Source organism: Paenibacillus sp. CB74 (genome assembly GCF_055687625.1).
This window is the reverse complement of sequence record NZ_CM146009.1, coordinates 3,293,327-3,311,593: the sequence shown is the minus strand read 5'-3', so window position 1 is coordinate 3,311,593 and position 18,267 is coordinate 3,293,327. Positions and strand designations below refer to the sequence as shown.

Below are 18,267 nucleotides of genomic sequence, written 5' to 3'. Positions count from 1 at the left end.
CATTGCATAAGCTGAGCTGATTTATCTGAATAAACGCCTGAGTAACTTGGGAACTCCCTTGTTGTTCAGGCGTTTTTTCGTCGTTTTCAATTTTGAAAAGTATAGATTAATTGCTTTTTGGAAAACCTTTGCAGTGAGGGGGAGGTTGTACAATGAAAAAGCAATTCTCAATTCAAAAGAAAACGATAAGGTGTTTACTGGTTGGTTGTGTAATGTTCGCCGGAATAATGATCAGCCTGAATCAGGCGGATGCGTATACATTTGAAGAGGAAAGTGCAGTACTTCATGTCGAGAGTCGAAGCAGTGAGACTTCGATTGAGCGTTCGAGCAAGTCTAATCAAGAATTTTCGGAACAGGCCGACCATCTATACAGCGATGAGGCCCAACTGACAACCATGGTATACATGGCTTTACTGTGGTCACCACAACCGATGGTCATTCCAAAGCCGGAGCTTCCAGATAAACAAGTGGGTAATCCATCTATGCCTGTGCTTGCCCCACGTTCAGAACAGGTTCTTGGCACACAGAAGGTGACAGCAACAGGATATACGGCAGGTGTGGAGTCTACAGGTAAAGGCCCCAAACATCCACAATACGGAATTACGTATTCCGGTGTCAAAGTACGCCGTGATAAAGAAACCGTCTCCACGATTGCAGCTGATCCAAAGTTGTTTCCAATGGGCTCCATTCTATATATTCCGGGCTATGGATACGGGATTGTTGCAGATACCGGTTCGGCGATCAAAGGCAATAAAATTGATCTGTATTTCCCGACAACCAAGCAAGTGTATAAGGAGTGGGGCAAAAAGGATGTGGAGGTACAGGTGATCAGGCAAGGCGCTGGAAAGTGTACAGAAAAGATGCTCAGCGATTTGGCTGATGCGATCAATGTGTACAAATCTGTACCGGATTCTTGGTTGGACAAGGCCATTTAATTTCACATGTGAACATGAATAACAGAAGTGCTCTCTCCACATAATACTGACTGGGGACGAACCCCGCGGTGCAGCAATGCATCGTAAATATGAAGAGAGAGGTGATTCGTTGTGGCTAAAAAATCACAAGGGTATCAAACGCCGAACGAGAAGTACAATGCAGAGTTTGGAGAAGAGAATGCAGCATCTAAAGTGAAGCAATCCGCTCAAAACAAAGTTCAAGATAATTTCCAAACACCTGATGAAAAATTCAATGCCGAGTTCGGTGTAGAAAACACAGGCCAAACTGGCCAAGGTCGAGGCAAAGCATCCAAATACAAAAAATAAATGAAGATTCATTAACCCAATGATGATTCAGCACCCTGGAGCAGCAGCTCCAGGGTGTTTTACATATGCGAAGTTTTTACAAAAATATCCTCACATCTCAGTCTTGAGACCGAGATGACTTCCACCTGCCGCCGCTGTTCTCATTGCCTTGTCTGAGTTACACTGGATACATAATAAAGACGAAGGAGACATGAGCGATGAAACGATCTACGCGTGACCGCTGGTGGGTTGGCATACCTCTTATTGCTATAGGTGCAATGATCTTGTTCAGACAATTGGGATATGACATTGATGTAGGATATATTTTCAGAACATATTGGCCGTTATTTTTAATCTGGTGGGGGGCCAAGGGAATCTCCGAGATTCGTCGCAACGGGGGTTATGCTTTTATTGGACCGGTCATCGTACTGGGGATTGGTGGTTACTTTCTTGCCCGTAACCTGGGATGGATTGATTACTCCATGGGGGAGTTCATCCGTTACCTGATCCCGGTTATGCTAATTGGCGGAGGATTATTCGTACTGATTGGGCCACGACGTCGCGACCGGAAACATCATGATAAAATGCAGCCACCTCCAGCACCTGAGCAACCTTATAAACCGTTGTCTCCTGAGGATCTGGAAATGCCATCTTCGTTTGACGAACAGTTCGAGAAAACTTTTGGCAAACCTAAGCAGGAACAGAAGAACGCCTCATATGGTCCTCATTTCACAGGATCAACACATTCATCATCACAAGAGCATCAATATAAGAAGAAATATCATTCGCATAACTCAAGTGATACTGGATATGAAAAACATTATGATGATGACTACGGGAATGGTTATGGGGATTATGGCAGTGGCAATACCATTAATAAATCAGCGTTCATTGGGGATTTGTATATGGGACAGGAAGTGTTCTCGTTGAAACCGATGAACATCTCGGCCTTTATCGGAGATACCGTTATTGATTTGACCAAAGCACAGATTCCATACGGTGAGACGAAGATTGTCATTTCTTCATTTATCGGTGATGTAAAAGTATTTGTACCAGAAGATATGGACCTGGGTGTGACGGTGACGACGAATTCATTCATTGGAGACATGTCATTGTTGAATCAGAAACGCGGCGGATTCCTGAGTAGTGCGCAGGCTGAAACTGCCCATTATCGTGAGGCAAGCAAAAAGGTGCGCATTATTGTAAGTGTGTTTATCGGAGACGTCAAAGTTAATAAGGTGGGTTAATGCATGATTCGAACAATTCTCAAGGCCAATAAGTGGGAACTGATGATGTATTTTGCGTTAACGGGTCTGATTACGCTGGGTGGGTTCTATCTATTATATGGAGAGGTGTTGATGGGGGCTGGCCGTCAAAGGGCATGGACCTATGTTGCCGTTATTGTGCTGGCCACCGTTATCACCGGATATATCGCCGCATTACGACTTCAGCGCAAGATCGACCTGCTCGATCTTAACATGTTGAAAGTGTCCAAGGGTAATCTGGCGGTACGCATGCCTGAAGCGGATGACGCTTCGTTCGGTCGTGTCTACCAGGAGTTCAATGTCATGATGGATTCGATTGAGAAAAAGATGAGACTGCTTCAGCGTCTCGGTGAGCAGGAAGTGATTGAGAAGGAGCAGGCCTCGGAGCGCGCTGTGCTTGAAGAGCGCAAACGAATGGCAAGGGATCTCCATGACACGGTTAGCCAGCAGCTGTTTGCCATGCATATGTCGGCTTCATCCTTACCACGTCTGCTGGAGATGAATCCGGAGCATGGCGGTAAAGTGCTGGACCAGTTAATTCAGATGTCACATATTGCGCAGCGACAGATGCGAGGACTCATTGCCCAACTTCGACCGGTGGAGCTGGAAGGGCGTGATCTCAGCGCGGCACTGGATAGCTGGTTTCCTGATTATTGCCGGCAGAATGGTCTTAAAGGTGTGAAAGAGCTGGAACTGGATGGCGGAATCTCGGATGCCATTGAGCACCAGCTGTTTCTTGTTATTCAGGAGGCGGTTGCCAATGTTGTGAAACATGCAGAGGCAGGGGTGGTCAGTCTGTCCATACGGGAGAGTGAACATCAGATCAGCATGAGCATCAGCGATGATGGTCAGGGATTTTTGCATCAAGCCGAGCGTCCAGGTTCATATGGGTTATCTACCATGCGTGAACGGGCCGAGAAGCTTGGGGGGCAAGTCCAGATTATATCGAAGCCGGGAGCGGGAACGACGGTACGGGTATTGATCCCGAAATTTCCGAATGTTTCTGAATGAATTAAGGGGGAGACGAAATGAGTGGGAAAGTAAACGTAATGATTGTGGATGACCATGACATGGTACGAATGGGCTTGAAAACGTATCTGATGCTGGAACCTACTTTTCATGTGATGGGAGAAGCAGGCCATGGGCAGGATGCGCTCGATCAGTTGCGCAAATTAAATGATAATGAAATGCCCGACTTGATACTCATGGATCTGATGATGCCGATCATGAATGGCGCAGAAGCAACACAAGCTATCATGACTGAATTTCCAGGGATGAAGATCGTGATGCTCACCAGTTTCCTGGAGGATGATCTTGTTGTGCAAGCGATTGAAGCGGGTGCGGTAAGTTATGTGCTCAAGACAGTATCTGCTGAAGAATTGATCTATGCTCTTCAAGGGGCTTACAGAGGCATGCCTGTTATGACAGGTGATGTGTCGCAGGCATTGACTCGGGGAATCAGGCAACGTACAGCGAGAGAGAGTGAATCTGGCTTGACTGAACGGGAAAAGGAAGTGCTGTTGCTTATTGCAGAGGGGAAGACCAACAAAGACATTGGAGAAGAATTACATATCAGTATCAAAACCGTCAAAACACATGTGAGCAACCTGCTGATGAAATGTGAGATGGACGATCGAACCCAATTGGCAATCTATGCGCATCGTCAGGGTTGGGTGAAAACGAAAGGATAAAATCCCGTTATGACGGGAAAAACAATCTATTCTTCCGTGCTTTTATCTCCTTTTTAATTGTTTTTAAGGTACGGTTAAGGTTTAAAGTACAAAATAAGGACAGTTAAAGAATATCTCTTGGGAATAAGAGATTGGGAGGTAGAGAGGCATGGACGAACGCAATTATAGATCGAACCGTCAAGACGAGGAAAACGAAACCAAACAAACGGAGAATCGCAATTCTTCCGGAACGGACGAATCCTCCTATTATTATTCTTATGGACCTTTTCAGTCCGTGAATCAGGAAGATACAGCAAACCACATGGGAAGCAATAATCAACGTGAAGAAGGAAATGTAGAGATTACAAAACCTGATCCGGTGAGACCCGTACCTACTTACTACAATAATCAATCCTCCGAGCAAGCGACAAGATCAACAGGAGGCGGTGGAAACGGCTCAGGTAATGGTGGAGATCAAGGGAATGGCGGCAAAGGCAACTGGAACTATAATAACCGCAAGCCGCGTTCATCTGTAAGATCACTGTTGTTCTCTTTTATTGCCGGCATGCTGGTCATTACCGTTCTCATGTACACAGCCGATAGAACAAACATGTTCACACCGGAGACTGCACTTACGAACACGGAAAATCAAAGCTCGGGACAGGAAGCGTCCACAAACACAGGCGGAGGCAACAATGTGACAGCATCGTTACTGCCAACAGGCAAAGAAGATGTCTCATCCGTAGTGACGAGTACAAGTCCAGCTGTTGTCAAAATCGAAACACTCGCGAAACAGTCCTCGCGTACAGGAATGGGTCAGGGTGGATCGAACACAAGTGATCCGTTGTACCAATACTTCTTCGGTAATGGGGGCGGAACGGAAGGCAATCAAGGTCAGAGCCAGCAACAACAGCAAGGCAGTAATCAATTAGTACCCCTAGGCATTGGTTCAGGATTCATTTTTGACAAAGAAGGATATATCCTGACGAATCAACACGTAGTTCAGGGTGCGGACGTAATCCAGGTAACCTTGGAGAACAACAGTAAACCTTATGAAGCTAAACTTCTGGGAAGCAGCTTCGATCTGGATTTAGCTGTACTGAAAATTGAGAAAAACAGTGGTGACGATGCGTTCCCTGTAGCTCCACTGGGTGACTCCAACAGCACTCAAGTCGGTGAGTGGCTTGTAGCGATCGGTAACCCTGAAGGATTCGAACACACGGTTACAGCAGGTGTGCTGAGTGCCAAAGAACGTACAATCAGCATTCCAGATGAAGAAACAGGAAAAACACGTGAGTACAGCCATTTGCTGCAAACAGATGCTTCGATTAATCCGGGTAACTCTGGTGGTCCGTTGCTGAACCTGAATGGGGAAGTTATCGGAATGAACGTTGCAGTAAGCGCAGATGCACAAGGGATTGGCTTTGCGATCCCATCGAGCGTTATCTCTGAAGCCGTTAAATATCTCAAAGAGAACAAAGAAGTTCCCAAAGAGCCAGTACCATTTATCGGTGCATCTCTGATGGCTCTCACGCCTGAAGTAGCTAAACAAATGGGAACAGACATTACCGAAGGTTCTGTCGTAGCCAGCACGATCTTCCAATCACCGGCTTACCAAGCAGATCTTCGTGCATATGACATCATCACTGGTGCTAATGGTACGCCGTACGCCACAAGTCAGGATCTGATTGATTTTATCAAGAAACAGAAAATTGGCAGTGAAGTGACATTGAACGTGGTTCGTGACGGTAAGAAAATGGATCTGAAAATCAAAATCGGGAATAAAAATGATTTTGATACTTCACAAACAACAGATACCCAACAGCAACAACCATAAATATCGGGTAAGGATCGAAAGAGCGGAAGGGTTTGAAGGCCCTTCCGCTTTTTTTGCCCTGATAAAGCAGGGTTACAAAGGACCAGTGAAGATTTTGAGACGCCTACTTGAAGATGCAGATTGTGCTTCTGCCTGTTACAATGGGATAAAACGTTAGGATAAAGGAGAAAGACCATGCGCTCAACTATTTTGATTGTGGATGATGACGAAAAAATTGTATCCATGCTCCGCCGGGGCTTGGCTTTTGAAGGATATGAGGTACAGACTGCTTCCAACGGAGCCGAAGGCCTTAGTAAACTGATGGACAAGGAGCCGGACATTGTTGTGCTGGATGTGATGATGCCGCAGATTGACGGATTTGAGGTATGTCGCAGATTGAGAGAAGCAGGCAGCAAAGTGCCTGTGCTAATGCTGACTGCCAAGGACGAGGTACAGAGCCGGGTGACCGGACTGGACACGGGAGCCGATGACTACCTTGTAAAACCTTTTGCGTTGGAAGAATTATTGGCGCGTGTCCGGGCATTGCTGCGCCGCAAGTCAGATAGCGCAAGTACGCCGGACAACCGCTTAATGTATGAAGATATCATTTTGGACAATGACTCACGTGAAGTACTCCGAGATGGGCAACGTCTGGAACTGACTGCCAAGGAATTCGAGCTGCTCAATCTGTTTATGCAAAATCCAAGACGGGTACTGTCCCGTGATCTGATTATGGATAAAATCTGGGGTTATGATTACAGCGGTGAGTCTAACGTGCTTGAAGTATACATCGCCATGCTCCGACAGAAGACCGAAGAATACGGTGGCAAACGTCTAATCCAGACCATCCGGGGAGCCGGTTATATTCTGAGAGGTGACTCCTGATATGTCCATCCGGTTAAGACTAACCGCATGGTATTCTGGCATTTTGGCGGCTGTGCTTATTTTTTGGGGCGTTGTAATCTATGCCTTTGTTTATTTTAACTCCTACCAGGAAGTCGAACAGCAATTGAAGGTGAAGAGTGCCCGGATTACGGAGCAAATTGGTGTTAACCCTCTTTCGCAGTCGTTGGATCTGGACCCATTTACAGAGAGCCAGCTTCAGGAGGCTCAAATATATATTCAACTCTGGGATTATCAGAGTCGTTCGGGCATAATTTCCGGCAATATGAAGAAATTACAGATTCAGTTTCCGGTATTGAAATCCAATGAAATTCTTGAAAAGCGTGGCATATCGAAGATCTATGTGGATGGCACACCGTTTCTGGTGAATCAGCTCCCCCTTTCTCTTCAAGGTACCAATGAAGTACGTGGAATTCTTCAGGTAGGAGCCAATGTAAGTTCACAGGAGCGCCTGCTGGAAGCGTTGCTTAATATTTTGGTTTTTGGCTGGCTGGTAGCGATGGCCCTCGCTATTACCTCAGGTCTTGTTCTGGCCCGCAAGTCGATGCGTCCGCTCGTGAATGTCATTGATGCCGCAAATCAGATTCAATCAGGAGATGACCTAAGTGTACGTATTCAATATGCGGGGCCTAAGGATGAGATCGGGCGTCTGATCGAAACGGTTAATAATATGCTTGAGCGTACAGAATTGTCATTCCGCGGTTTAGAGGAGACGAATGCTGCCCAGCGCCGCTTTGTATCCGATGCATCGCATGAACTGCGTACACCGCTGACTACCATTCGGGGGAACGTGGACTTCCTGAAGAAGCTGTGGGATCAAGAGGCAACAGACCGACCGAATCTGGATGAAGAAACGGTCAGACAGATGTCCGTCGAGGCGTTGGAAGACATGGCCGATGAAGGAAAACGCATGAGCAGGCTGATCAGTGACATGTTGTCATTGGCGAGAGCGGATACAGGGCAAAAAATTGAACTGAATCCGATCCCGCTGCAGATATTGGTACAGGAAGTCGCGCGAAGATCGCAATTCCTGGATCACCATGCGGAGTGGCGTACAGGTGATCTGTCAATTCTCAATGGTATCTATGTGAATGGTAGCAAGGACTATCTGCAACAGATGCTGTTTATTTTCATCGAAAATGCGTTTAAATACACACCTGACGGCTCTGTAACGCTGGATGCCGTATTATACAAAGGTCAGGTGGGACTACGCATCAGCGACACCGGTATTGGCATGGATCGGGATGAAGTGCCGTTTATCTTTGATCGCTTCTATCGAGCGGATGAATCCCGTGGGGCTACCCCCGGCATAGGTCTGGGACTTTCGATTGCGAAGTGGATTATTGAGGAACACCAAGGATCGGTCGAGGTTGTAACCAGACGTGGAGAAGGAACAACCTTTATTATCTGGTTGCCGGTGGTCTTTGCTCCGCCTATCGAATAAAGGTATAATAGACAGGACTGCAATTACATCGGCAATGTTGTCGAGAAAGAAAGCGGGTGGCAACCAAGTGGAAGTACTACGAATTTCGCCGCGTGGATATTGTTACGGCGTTGTGGATGCGATGGTGCTCGCGCGTCAAGCGGCACGCAATCTGGATTTACCACGACCTATTTATATATTGGGTATGATTGTGCATAACCAACATGTGACGGATTCCTTTGAAGATGAAGGTATTATTACATTGGATGGTCCGAACCGAATGGATATTTTGAGCCAAGTGGAGAGTGGCACGATTATTTTTACAGCTCATGGTGTATCTCCAGAAGTGCGTAAGCTGGCAAGGGATAAAGGACTGACAACAGTGGATGCAACATGCCCTGATGTCACCAAGACACATGATCTCATTCGGGAGAAGACGGCAGAGGGTTATCAAATCATCTATATCGGCAAAAAGAATCACCCTGAACCAGAAGGTGCCGTAGGCGTTGCACCAGATCTCGTTCATCTGATCGAGAAGGAAGAAGAGATCGAAGCACTGAACATACCTCCAGGCAAAATCCTTATTACGAATCAGACCACGATGAGCCAGTGGGATATCAAACACATCATGAGCCGGCTGTTGGAGAAGTTCCCTGGCGCTGAGATTCATAATGAGATTTGTCTCGCAACTCAGGTGCGTCAGGAAGCTGTTGCTGAACAGGCAGGTCAAGCAGACCTGGTTATTGTAGTGGGTGATCCTCGCAGCAATAACTCCAACCGTCTGGCACAAGTGTCGGAGGAAATCGCGGGGGTTACGGCCTACCGTGTATCGGATGTCTCCGAGATTCAGCAAGAATGGCTGAAAGGTGTCAATAAGGTGGCGGTTACTTCGGGTGCATCAACACCTACACCGATTACGAAGGAAGTCATCCTTTACTTGGAGCAGTATGAGCATGACAAGCCGGAGACGTGGGAGATTAAGCGTACCGTGAACATGAGCAAATTGCTGCCCCCAGTTAGAGAAAAAACACGTACACCGTAGTGTGAAGGCAATGTAAGTCTACCTGTATGTAAATTGCAAACGAGATGTGAATAAGAAGAATCCTGTTATGCAGAACCGAATTTGGTGCCTGCGGAGCAGGGTTCTTTTTAATATAGGATAAAGAAGGTGTACCTTGACGCAACAGGAGATCTATGGTATATTCACTTTAACGGATAAAAGCTTAAAAGCGAACAAGCGTTTAAGCGCGACAGAGTTTATATATTTAATCAGACGCACGTTAGAAACTTATTGTGCTCTCATACAAGGAAGGATGGGAATTAATATGATCGTTATTGCAGGCAAAGCCACACCGGAGGAACAGATTCAGGATATCGTAGCAGTTATTGAAAAAGAAGGGCTTCAGGTTCATATCTCTCGCGGAGAGGATCGTACTATAATTGGGTTGATTGGCAAAGTTGAACCTAAAATGCAAGAGCATCTTCGCCAAATGAAAGGTGTCGAGAATGTTGTGAAAATCTCGAAGTCCTACAAGTTGGCAAGTCGTGACTTCCATCCGGAAGATACGGTGATCTCCATCAAAGGTGTAGATATTGGCGGAAAAGAACTTGTCGTCATGGGTGGACCGTGTGCAGTTGAATCCGCTGCGCAGATTGATGAAATTGCGGGACTTGTAAAAGCTGCAGGTGGGCAAGTGTTACGTGGGGGTGCATTTAAGCCGCGTACAGGTCCTTACAGCTTCCAGGGAACGGGCGTAGAGGGATTGATCATGATGGCGGAGGCAGGTAAGAAACATGACCTGCTGACCATTACAGAAGTTATGACACCTGAGTATGTGGATATTTGCGCCGAGTACGCAGATATTCTGCAAGTAGGTACACGTAACATGCAGAACTTTGACCTGCTGCGCAAATTGGGCGAGTGCGGCAAACCGGTATTGTTGAAACGTGGCTTCAGTGCAACATATGATGAGTTGTTGAATGCGGCAGAATACATTCTTGCGGGTGGTAATCCAAATGTCATGCTGTGTGAACGTGGTATTCGTACGTTTGAATCTTACACACGTAATACGCTTGACCTGTCAGCGATCCCTGTTCTACAGTCTCTGAGCCATTTGCCGGTTATTTCTGACCCGAGCCATGGTACTGGACGACGTGAACTGGTGGAGCCGATGACAAAAGCTTCTGTTGCTGCGGGTGCCAATGGCCTGATCATTGAAATGCATACTGATCCGGATAACTCCATGACAGGAGATGGTGTGCAATCCTTGTTCCCTGATCAATTCGCGGACCTGTTGCAGGATCTGGAGAAATTGGCACCAATCGTGGGTAAATCATTCAGTACAGCTAAACAACCAGCAGCATTCTTCCCGGCACGTGTAGGCGTATAATAGAATTCATAGTCAAAGTCTGGAACATAATCCGGGCATCTCATCTGGTCTCGTTTATTGCGACGGAATCAGATAGATGCTCGGTTTTTTGCATATTTTGCAGTTTTGAACGTATTTATTAATCAATAGTGATAAGAAACATTTATGATGTGAAGTTTTTTCCATGATTTAGGATAAAAAAGGGGTCGCTTTACCGCATTAAACCAGTTAAATGTATATCAAATGTGTTGTTATGTGAATTTACGTTATTTATAAAATGTGAGTATAGCTAACATACTCGCAAAAAATACCTTACATAAGTATTGACGATGTCAGGTTTTAAAATTTATAATGACGACAGAAAAAAATTCGAATTTAGACATTTTCTTAGTGGGGTTGTTTAATGTTCGGAATATTTGGGAGGACGAATACATGTCGGTTGAAAACGTATTGAAATCAATTCAAGAGAACAACATCGAGTGGGTAGATTTTCGTTTTGTAGATTTAGCTGGTCGTGCACATCACATTTCCTTGCCAGCTTCGGCTGTTGATGCAGACACGTTCGTAAATGGAGTAGCTTTTGACGGTTCTTCTATCCAAGGTTTCCGCGGAATTGAAGAGTCCGATATGGTTATGATGCCAGACCCTGAAGCGACTTATGTCGATCCGTTCACTGCACACCCTACATTAAATGTTATGTGTGATATCTTCACTCCAGACGGCGAGCGTTATGAGCGTGACCCACGTAGCATCGCTGTTAAAGCAGAAGCTTATTTGCAAGAAAGCGGTGTAGGTACAGCGGCATTCTTCGCACCTGAATCCGAGTTCTTCATCTTCGACGATGTACGTTATGAGAGCGGCACGAACAGCTCTTCCTACTACGTAGATTCCGAAGAAGCTTCATGGAACACGAACCGCAAAGAAGAAGGCGGAAACCTGGGCTTCAAAGTACGCACTAAAGGTGGATATGTTCCAGTAGCTCCAGTCGATACACAACAAGATATTCGTAGCGAAATGTGTCGCCTTTTGGAAGAAGCGGGTCTGTCGATTGAGCGTCATCACCATGAAGTGGCGACTGCAGGTCAAGCCGAAATCAACTTCCGTTTTGATACACTGAAGAAAACAGCAGATAACCTGCTTGCATACAAATACATCGTGCACAACACTGCACGTCAATATGGTAAAGTAGCAACATTCATGCCAAAACCATTGTTCGGTGATAATGGTAGCGGAATGCACGTTCACCAATCCATCTTTGATGGCGATTCCCCATTGTTCTATGACAAAGCGGGATATGCTAACCTGAGTGAAATGGCTCTGCACTACATCGGAGGTATCCTGTACCATGCTCCGGCACTGATCGCTTTGACTAACCCGAGTACAAACTCGTTCAAACGTCTTGTACCTGGTTACGAAGCACCAGTTAACTTGGTTTACTCCAAAGGTAACCGTTCCGCAGCAGTTCGTATTCCGGTTGCAGCTGTGACACCAAAAGGTTGTCGTATCGAGTTCCGTACACCAGACTCCACAGCTAACCCATACTTGGCATTCTCCGCAATGTTGATGGCTGGTCTGGATGGAATCAAACGCAAAATCAACCCAACTGAACTTGGATATGGTCCGCTCGACAAAAACATCTATGACCTGTCTGATGCAGATAAAGAAAATATCCGCAGTGTGCCAGCTTCCCTCGAAGAAGCACTGGATGCATTGGCAGCGGATAACGAGTTCTTGACTGAAGGCGGCGTATTCACAAAAGAATTCATTGAAAACTACATCAACCTCAAGCGCGATGAAGCGAAAGCAGTAGCGATCCGCATTCATCCGCACGAGTACAGCCTTTACTTCGACTGCTAATCGGTCGGGGTCGGAACAGAACTTGTTCCAACTTAAAGCCTCCGGGACACACTCTCGGAGGCTTTTCCTTGAATTAAACAATGTAGTGCTTTAACTTTGCAGGGTGATAAAGGAATTTGATGGCCTGAATTGAACACTTCAGTGCATATTGCCCTTGAAGCAGATAGAGAATACTGATATCATAGCGATAATATTCACTTTGAGTGCATTTCGCACAAATCCATAGAGCGACTTTCAATAAGTAAGATATAGATCAAAATGATTCAATTTGTCTATATCTTATACCCGTGAGCGAGTCTAATCGAATTGTGCAAAATGCTGTTTGTATGTCAGAGTTACGGATGGAAAGGGCGGGGGATTTTGTGACAAAAAGAGCGTATAACTTTAATGCAGGACCTGCGGCGTTACCACTTGAGGTACTGGAGCGTGCACAGGCGGAATTTGTAGATTTTCGTAATACAGGCATGTCGATTATGGAGATGTCTCACCGTGGAGCGGTGTATGAGTCTGTACATAATGAAGCTCAGGAGCGGTTGTTGTCGCTTCTAGGCAATCCAAAAGGATACAAGGTTCTCTTTCTGCAGGGCGGTGCAAGCACTCAGTTCGCGATGTTGCCAATGAATCTGCTCGGTGCAGGTCAGACTGCAAGTTACGTGATGACCGGCAGCTGGGCCAAGAAGGCTCTGTCTGAGGCGAAATTGATCGGCGAGACACAGGTTGCTGCATCTTCGGAAGCAGAGAAATTCATGAAATTGCCGGATGTTTCGAATCTGAGCCTGCCTGAACGTACGGCTTATGTGCATCTTACTTCCAACGAAACGATTGAAGGTACGCAATTTAAGTCATTTCCGGATACCGGTTCAGTACCTCTGATTGCCGACATGTCGAGTGATATTTTCTGTAAACCATTCGATCTCAATCAGTTTGGTATGATCTATGCAGGTGCACAGAAGAACCTGGGACCATCGGGGATTACGGTTGTGATTGCTCGTGAGGAACTGGTGAGTGAATCGCCTAAAACGATTCCAACCATGCTTCGTTACAGTACGCATGTAGACAACAACTCCCTATACAATACGCCGCCATCCTTCTCAGTATATATGGTAAATGAAGTATTGAAATGGATTGAAGAACAGGGCGGATTAACTGGTATTGAGCAAAAAAATACGAAAAAAGCTGAATTGCTTTACAACGCAATTGATGCTTCCGGTGATTTCTACCGTGGTTGTGTGGAACCGGAAGATCGTTCCCTGATGAATGTAACCTTCCGTCTTGCTTCGGAGGAACTGGAGAAGAAGTTCATCAAGGCATCGGAGGAAGAAGGATTCGTAGGTCTGAAGGGACATCGCAGTGTGGGTGGTCTACGTGCCTCCATTTACAATGCGGCTCCTTATGAGAGTGTTAAGGCACTGACAGACTTCATGAGTCACTTCCAGAAGACAAATGGATAATTAGTAGGGGTACGGAGTCATGGACCATAGTGTCTAATCCTGTGCCTTACCAGAGCCTTCCACATTGACGTGTGGAGGGCTTTTCTTTAAGATTAGAGGGTTGTCATCAACACGAATTGAAAAGGAGATTGAACACATATGGCTTTACACATTGTTCTGGTTGAACCAGAAATTCCGGCGAACACAGGAAATATTTCGCGTACTTGTGCGGCCACCGGAACCCATCTGCATCTCGTGCGTCCACTTGGATTTCGAACAGATGATGCTACATTGAAACGGGCAGGGCTGGACTACTGGCATGCCGTTCATATTGAATACCACGACTCATTTGCAGAGGTTCAGGAAAAATATCCGGAAGGTCGCTTCTTCTACGCAACTACGAAGGCGAAGAACCGATACAGTGACTTTAATTTTCAAGATGGGGATTTCCTCGTTTTCGGTAAAGAGACCAAAGGCCTCCCACCTGAATTAATTGCTGCAAATCCCGATACATGCATGAAAATGCCAATGACTGGTGACGTTAGATCATTAAACCTGTCCAATTCGGCAGCAATTATTGTATATGAAGCGTTGCGTCAGCTCAATTTTCCGGGGTTAGAAGGATAAATTCCGGTTATAAATAACGGCTAGAATTCGGTAAAAAAACATTTTTCAAAAAAAAGGACAAAAAATGTTTATTTCCAGCAGGATTCGACAAAATCTTGGCGAATCTATAAACATAGTACAAATGTACCTAGAAATTTAGAGTAAGATAGGAGAGGTGTGCCGTAGCTATGAAGCCAGCTGGAGTAGTTCGCAAAGTTGACCAATTAGGTAGGATCGTATTGCCTAAATCTTTGCGTAAAAGGTATCAAATGAATGAGGGAGATCCTGTAGAGATCTTAGTACAAGGGGACCATATTATCTTGGAGAGATATCGTCCAAAATGTATTTTCTGCGGATCCATCGAGGAAGTCAACGAGTTCAAAGAGCGTTACATATGCGCACAATGTTTAGATGAAATGACTCAGCTTCCACAGCACGGGTAAGAAGTAACGCCATGGGGTTTATTAACCCCGTGGCGTTTTTTTTGTTTTCAGTATTCAGTGCATGGTTCAGTTCCGCGGAAATATAAGAAGAATATAATTTTTAACGCTGGTTGCATATAGGTAAAATTTCATCCCACACGGCATTCAGGATGCCTTGCATGTTTTCTTCCTCGCTGTTAATACATATGACAGCTTCCTTCGAGGGAAGGATGATACATAACTGACCGTAGGCTCCATCGGCGCGGTAAGCCTCATGGGAACACATCCAGAATTGATATCCGTAACCTTTTCCCCAATCACCATCTCCAGTCGTTTCGATCTGCCGGGACGTAGCTTGTCTGATCCAATTCGCAGGTATAAGCTGTGTGCCTTCCCAAAGGCCCTCCTGAAGCAGTAACTGTCCAAATCGACTCAGTTCCTCATTGCTTATCCAAAGTCCTGCACAGCCGAGTGTTACCCCCAGTGGAGAGGTTTCCCACTCTACATCATGAATGCCCAGAGGCTCAAATAATCGCGGAGTCAGGTAATCTTTCACGGTTTGGCCGGTGGCTGCCTGAAACATGGCTGAGATCATAAACGTATCCCCGCTGCTGTATGTAAATTGTTCTCCGGGCATCCGATCCAGAGGGAGAGACATATAATGTTTCGCCCAATCTTTCTCGGTCAAAGAAGCTCGTTCATCAGCCCAAAGAGGCGGCGAATCATGACCAGAAGACATTCGGAGCAGGTCACGTAACTTCAATTCCCGTGGAGATGGGAGCTTGTAATGTGCACTCGATACATGATTATAGGTGAAATAATCACCAAGTGTGGTATCCAGATGTAACAGACCTTCTTCAAGCGCAAGACCAACAGCCATGCATGTGAAGGATTTACTTATGGAATGTTGTACACGGCGCTGATCCCTATCCCTGTCCCAATAGGCAAGCAGATGCCCTTTTTGTAATATGCGAACGGAGAACACGTTCAATTGTTGCTCAGTAATGGTATGAATGAAACCTTTGAGTTGCTCAGACATATTAACCTCCCTAATATCAGGTGAAACCTGAGTAAAATCGGTTGGTGAAACGTTTCCGTAATTCGAATGCAAAATCAGAACTCATGTTAGTATAAACCTGGTTTGGTGTCAATTAAAGTTGTAAGAACACTGACTAAAATTTCATTTTTTCGTAATAATAGTGTCTTTCGGCGCAAATTTAGACGTAAAAAAGCATTTTTTCGAGAAAATAACGCGAAATTTGTAAAAAGGTTATTGACAGGATTTACTCATCGGGCTTATGATTTATTCGAAACGATTCGAAGAAATCGCTTCCACCTTAAAAGTGTTGTAATGAAGACCAAGTGAATCAACGTTGGCTATGTTTTGAAACGATTCGAGAAAATCGTTTCGATAACCCATCGTAATACAAGGGAATCTACAACAGCCTGCAAAACAACGCCAGAGCAACGAATGAGTAAAGACAGCAGGCGATGATGAGAGGGGTTACATTATGGCACATATAACGATCGAAACTGGATCGCCAACCTTATGCATGAATACCAGCATACATGTTGTGTCCAGTGACTCCGGAGAGACTTCAGGCGGTACCCTATATCTGTTGCACGGAGCAGGCGATAATGCGAGTACCTGGCAACGATTAACCACAATTGAGATGTATGCAGCGCAATATGGTTGCACCATCATTATGCCGGAAGCGAATCGAAGCTATTACACCGATATGGAATACGGCCTGAATTACTTCCACTACATCACTCAGGAGTTACCTGAAGTATGCGAGCGTCTACTCAATCTGAATCCTGATCCGGAGAAAACGTACGTCGGCGGTTTATCCATGGGCGGATATGGTGCACTGAAATGTGGACTAACTTATCCAGAGAAGTATCGCAAAATAGTGTCTCTATCCGGGGTGACGGATATTCAGACACGGCTTCATGATCCCCATATGCCAGCGACCATGATCAAGGAAATGAAAGCGGTTTTTGGAGAACGTTTACAGGTAAAAGCCGATCAGGATATTTACGCACTGTCGGCCAAGCTGCTGGAACAGGGTGTTCCTTTGCCGGATATCCTCAGTTGCTGTGGCGATCGTGACCCCTTCGTAGAGATGAATCGTGATTTCGCGAAATACATGCAGGGGACCGCTTTTGATTTTCGGTATGTGGAGACGCCGGGGGCTCATGAATGGAGATTTTGGGAGCACCACCTGAGAACGATGTTTGATTTTCTGTACAATGACAAGACCAAAGTAGAGTGAGGAGATGCAATGTGAAACCTGCAGCCGAAGGACCTAGCAAAAAGCTGAAGGGAAACGTGAAGGGCAATTCGCTCTGGACTGAAATCTGGAAGCACCGTATGACATACACCCTGCTTATTCCGGGGCTTGTCTGGCTAATCCTGTTTGCCTACATGCCGATGGGTGGCCTGTCTCTGGCATTCAAAGATTACAAGGCCAACCTGGGCATCTGGGGAAGTCCATGGAGCGGATTCGAGAACTTCAAATATGTTTTCCGTGATCCAACCTTTATTGACGCAGTATGGCGTACGCTGTACATCAATATTCTGAAACTGATTATTCAATTCCCGTTCCCGATCATTCTGGCGTTGTTGCTGAATGAATTGCGGATGCGCAGAGGGAAAAAATTGTTCCAAACCGTTCTTACGTTCCCTCATTTTCTGTCCTGGATCATCGTATCCGGCGTAGTCATCAATGTGCTCGCATATGACGGACTGGTAAACAGCGCGCTCGGATTGCTCGGATTGCCAACGATTAATTTCCTTGGATCCGAATCCAACTTTGTACCGATGTTGCTGTTAACTGATATTTGGAAATCAAGTGGATGGGGCGCAATTATATTCTTGGCTGCCATTTCCGGAATTGACCAGGATCAGTATGAATCAGCACAGATCGACGGGGCTTCCCGTATGCAACAGATGTTCAAAATTACTTTACCGAACATCCTTCCAACCATCACAATCATGTTTATTCTTTCGGTTGGTGGATTGATGTCTTCCGGGTTTGACCAGATCTTCAACTTGGCAAATGCTGCTACCAAAAATGTATCGGAAGTACTCGATGTATATATCTATCGGATTACGTTCCAGTCATCAACCGATTTCTCATTCTCGACAGCGGTCAGCTTGTTCCGTTCCCTGGTGAATATGGCCTTGCTGCTTCTTGCTGACAGATTTGCCAAGTGGCTTGGCGGAGACGGTTTGTTCCGATAAGAGAGGAGGATAAATGAG

At 45.7% G+C, this 18,267-nt stretch carries 17 protein-coding genes; 16 read left to right on the top strand and 1 reads right to left on the bottom strand.

Annotated features, from left to right (window positions below; genetic code table 11):
• Positions 1-152 precede the first annotated feature (152 nt).
• The 14 genes from ACX9NY_RS14560 to ACX9NY_RS14495 all read left to right on the top strand — a co-directional run bounded on the left by ACX9NY_RS14560 (position 153) and on the right by ACX9NY_RS14495 (position 15,023).
• Positions 153-935, top strand: coding sequence for a 3D domain-containing protein (locus ACX9NY_RS14560; RefSeq protein ID WP_339260052.1), 783 nt, complete (start codon positions 153-155; stop codon positions 933-935).
• 111 nt (positions 936-1,046) lie between these two features.
• On the top strand, positions 1,047-1,262 hold the full coding sequence (locus ACX9NY_RS14555) for a hypothetical protein (protein ID WP_472479065.1): 216 nt from the start codon (positions 1,047-1,049) through the stop codon (positions 1,260-1,262).
• Positions 1,263-1,459: 197 nt separating this feature from the next.
• Positions 1,460-2,488: a cell wall-active antibiotics response protein LiaF gene (gene liaF / locus ACX9NY_RS14550; RefSeq protein ID WP_472479063.1), complete on the top strand. Its 1,029-nt coding sequence runs from the start codon at positions 1,460-1,462 to the stop codon at positions 2,486-2,488.
• A gap of 3 nt (positions 2,489-2,491) precedes the next feature.
• Positions 2,492-3,517 (top strand): HAMP domain-containing sensor histidine kinase, encoded by a 1,026-nt coding sequence (locus ACX9NY_RS14545; RefSeq protein ID WP_339240879.1) that lies wholly within the window; start codon positions 2,492-2,494, stop codon positions 3,515-3,517.
• 17 nt (positions 3,518-3,534) lie between these two features.
• On the top strand, positions 3,535-4,197 hold the full coding sequence (locus ACX9NY_RS14540; protein WP_339240881.1) for a response regulator transcription factor: 663 nt from the start codon (positions 3,535-3,537) through the stop codon (positions 4,195-4,197).
• Positions 4,198-4,345: 148 nt separating this feature from the next.
• The gene (locus tag ACX9NY_RS14535; RefSeq protein ID WP_339240882.1) at positions 4,346-6,013 is read left to right on the top strand and encodes a S1C family serine protease; all 1,668 of its coding nucleotides are present in this window, start codon (positions 4,346-4,348) and stop codon (positions 6,011-6,013) included.
• Between the two features lie 174 nt (positions 6,014-6,187).
• Entirely contained in the window at positions 6,188-6,877 is a 690-nt protein-coding gene (locus ACX9NY_RS14530) for a response regulator transcription factor (protein ID WP_339240884.1), read from the top strand.
• Position 6,878: 1 nt separating this feature from the next.
• Complete coding sequence (locus ACX9NY_RS14525) at positions 6,879-8,339, top strand: sensor histidine kinase (RefSeq protein ID WP_339240886.1); 1,461 nt, start codon at positions 6,879-6,881, stop codon at positions 8,337-8,339.
• 67 nt (positions 8,340-8,406) lie between these two features.
• Positions 8,407-9,360: a 4-hydroxy-3-methylbut-2-enyl diphosphate reductase gene (locus ACX9NY_RS14520; protein ID WP_339240888.1), complete on the top strand. Its 954-nt coding sequence runs from the start codon at positions 8,407-8,409 to the stop codon at positions 9,358-9,360.
• Positions 9,361-9,643: 283 nt separating this feature from the next.
• Positions 9,644-10,708 carry a 3-deoxy-7-phosphoheptulonate synthase gene (gene aroF, locus ACX9NY_RS14515; protein ID WP_472479059.1) on the top strand — a complete coding sequence of 355 codons (1,065 nt, stop codon included), beginning with the start codon at positions 9,644-9,646 and terminating at the stop codon, positions 10,706-10,708.
• 411 nt (positions 10,709-11,119) lie between these two features.
• Positions 11,120-12,544, top strand: coding sequence for a type I glutamate--ammonia ligase (gene glnA / locus ACX9NY_RS14510; RefSeq protein ID WP_074094318.1), 1,425 nt, complete (start codon positions 11,120-11,122; stop codon positions 12,542-12,544).
• 362 nt (positions 12,545-12,906) lie between these two features.
• A complete protein-coding gene (serC, locus tag ACX9NY_RS14505; protein WP_472479057.1) occupies positions 12,907-13,995 on the top strand; it encodes a 3-phosphoserine/phosphohydroxythreonine transaminase in 1,089 nt (362 codons plus the stop codon).
• A 138-nt stretch (positions 13,996-14,133) separates the two neighbouring features.
• Positions 14,134-14,601, top strand: a complete 468-nt coding sequence (trmL, locus tag ACX9NY_RS14500; protein WP_017689589.1) for a tRNA (uridine(34)/cytosine(34)/5-carboxymethylaminomethyluridine(34)-2'-O)-methyltransferase TrmL — start codon at positions 14,134-14,136, stop codon at positions 14,599-14,601.
• A 167-nt stretch (positions 14,602-14,768) separates the two neighbouring features.
• Complete coding sequence (locus ACX9NY_RS14495) at positions 14,769-15,023, top strand: AbrB/MazE/SpoVT family DNA-binding domain-containing protein (protein WP_036610032.1); 255 nt, start codon at positions 14,769-14,771, stop codon at positions 15,021-15,023.
• 100 nt (positions 15,024-15,123) lie between these two features.
• Here ACX9NY_RS14495 and ACX9NY_RS14490 read toward each other — a convergent pair whose 3' ends face one another.
• Entirely contained in the window at positions 15,124-16,041 is a 918-nt protein-coding gene (locus ACX9NY_RS14490; protein WP_472479054.1) for a serine hydrolase domain-containing protein, read from the bottom strand.
• Positions 16,042-16,513: 472 nt separating this feature from the next.
• Here ACX9NY_RS14490 and ACX9NY_RS14485 point away from each other — a divergent pair, with 472 nt between their 5' ends.
• Both ACX9NY_RS14485 and ACX9NY_RS14480 read left to right on the top strand, forming a co-directional pair.
• Positions 16,514-17,278 (top strand): alpha/beta hydrolase, encoded by a 765-nt coding sequence (locus ACX9NY_RS14485; RefSeq protein WP_472479052.1) that lies wholly within the window; start codon positions 16,514-16,516, stop codon positions 17,276-17,278.
• Positions 17,279-17,289: 11 nt separating this feature from the next.
• Positions 17,290-18,249, top strand: coding sequence for an ABC transporter permease (locus ACX9NY_RS14480; protein WP_017689585.1), 960 nt, complete (start codon positions 17,290-17,292; stop codon positions 18,247-18,249).
• Positions 18,250-18,267: the final 18 nt, after the last annotated feature.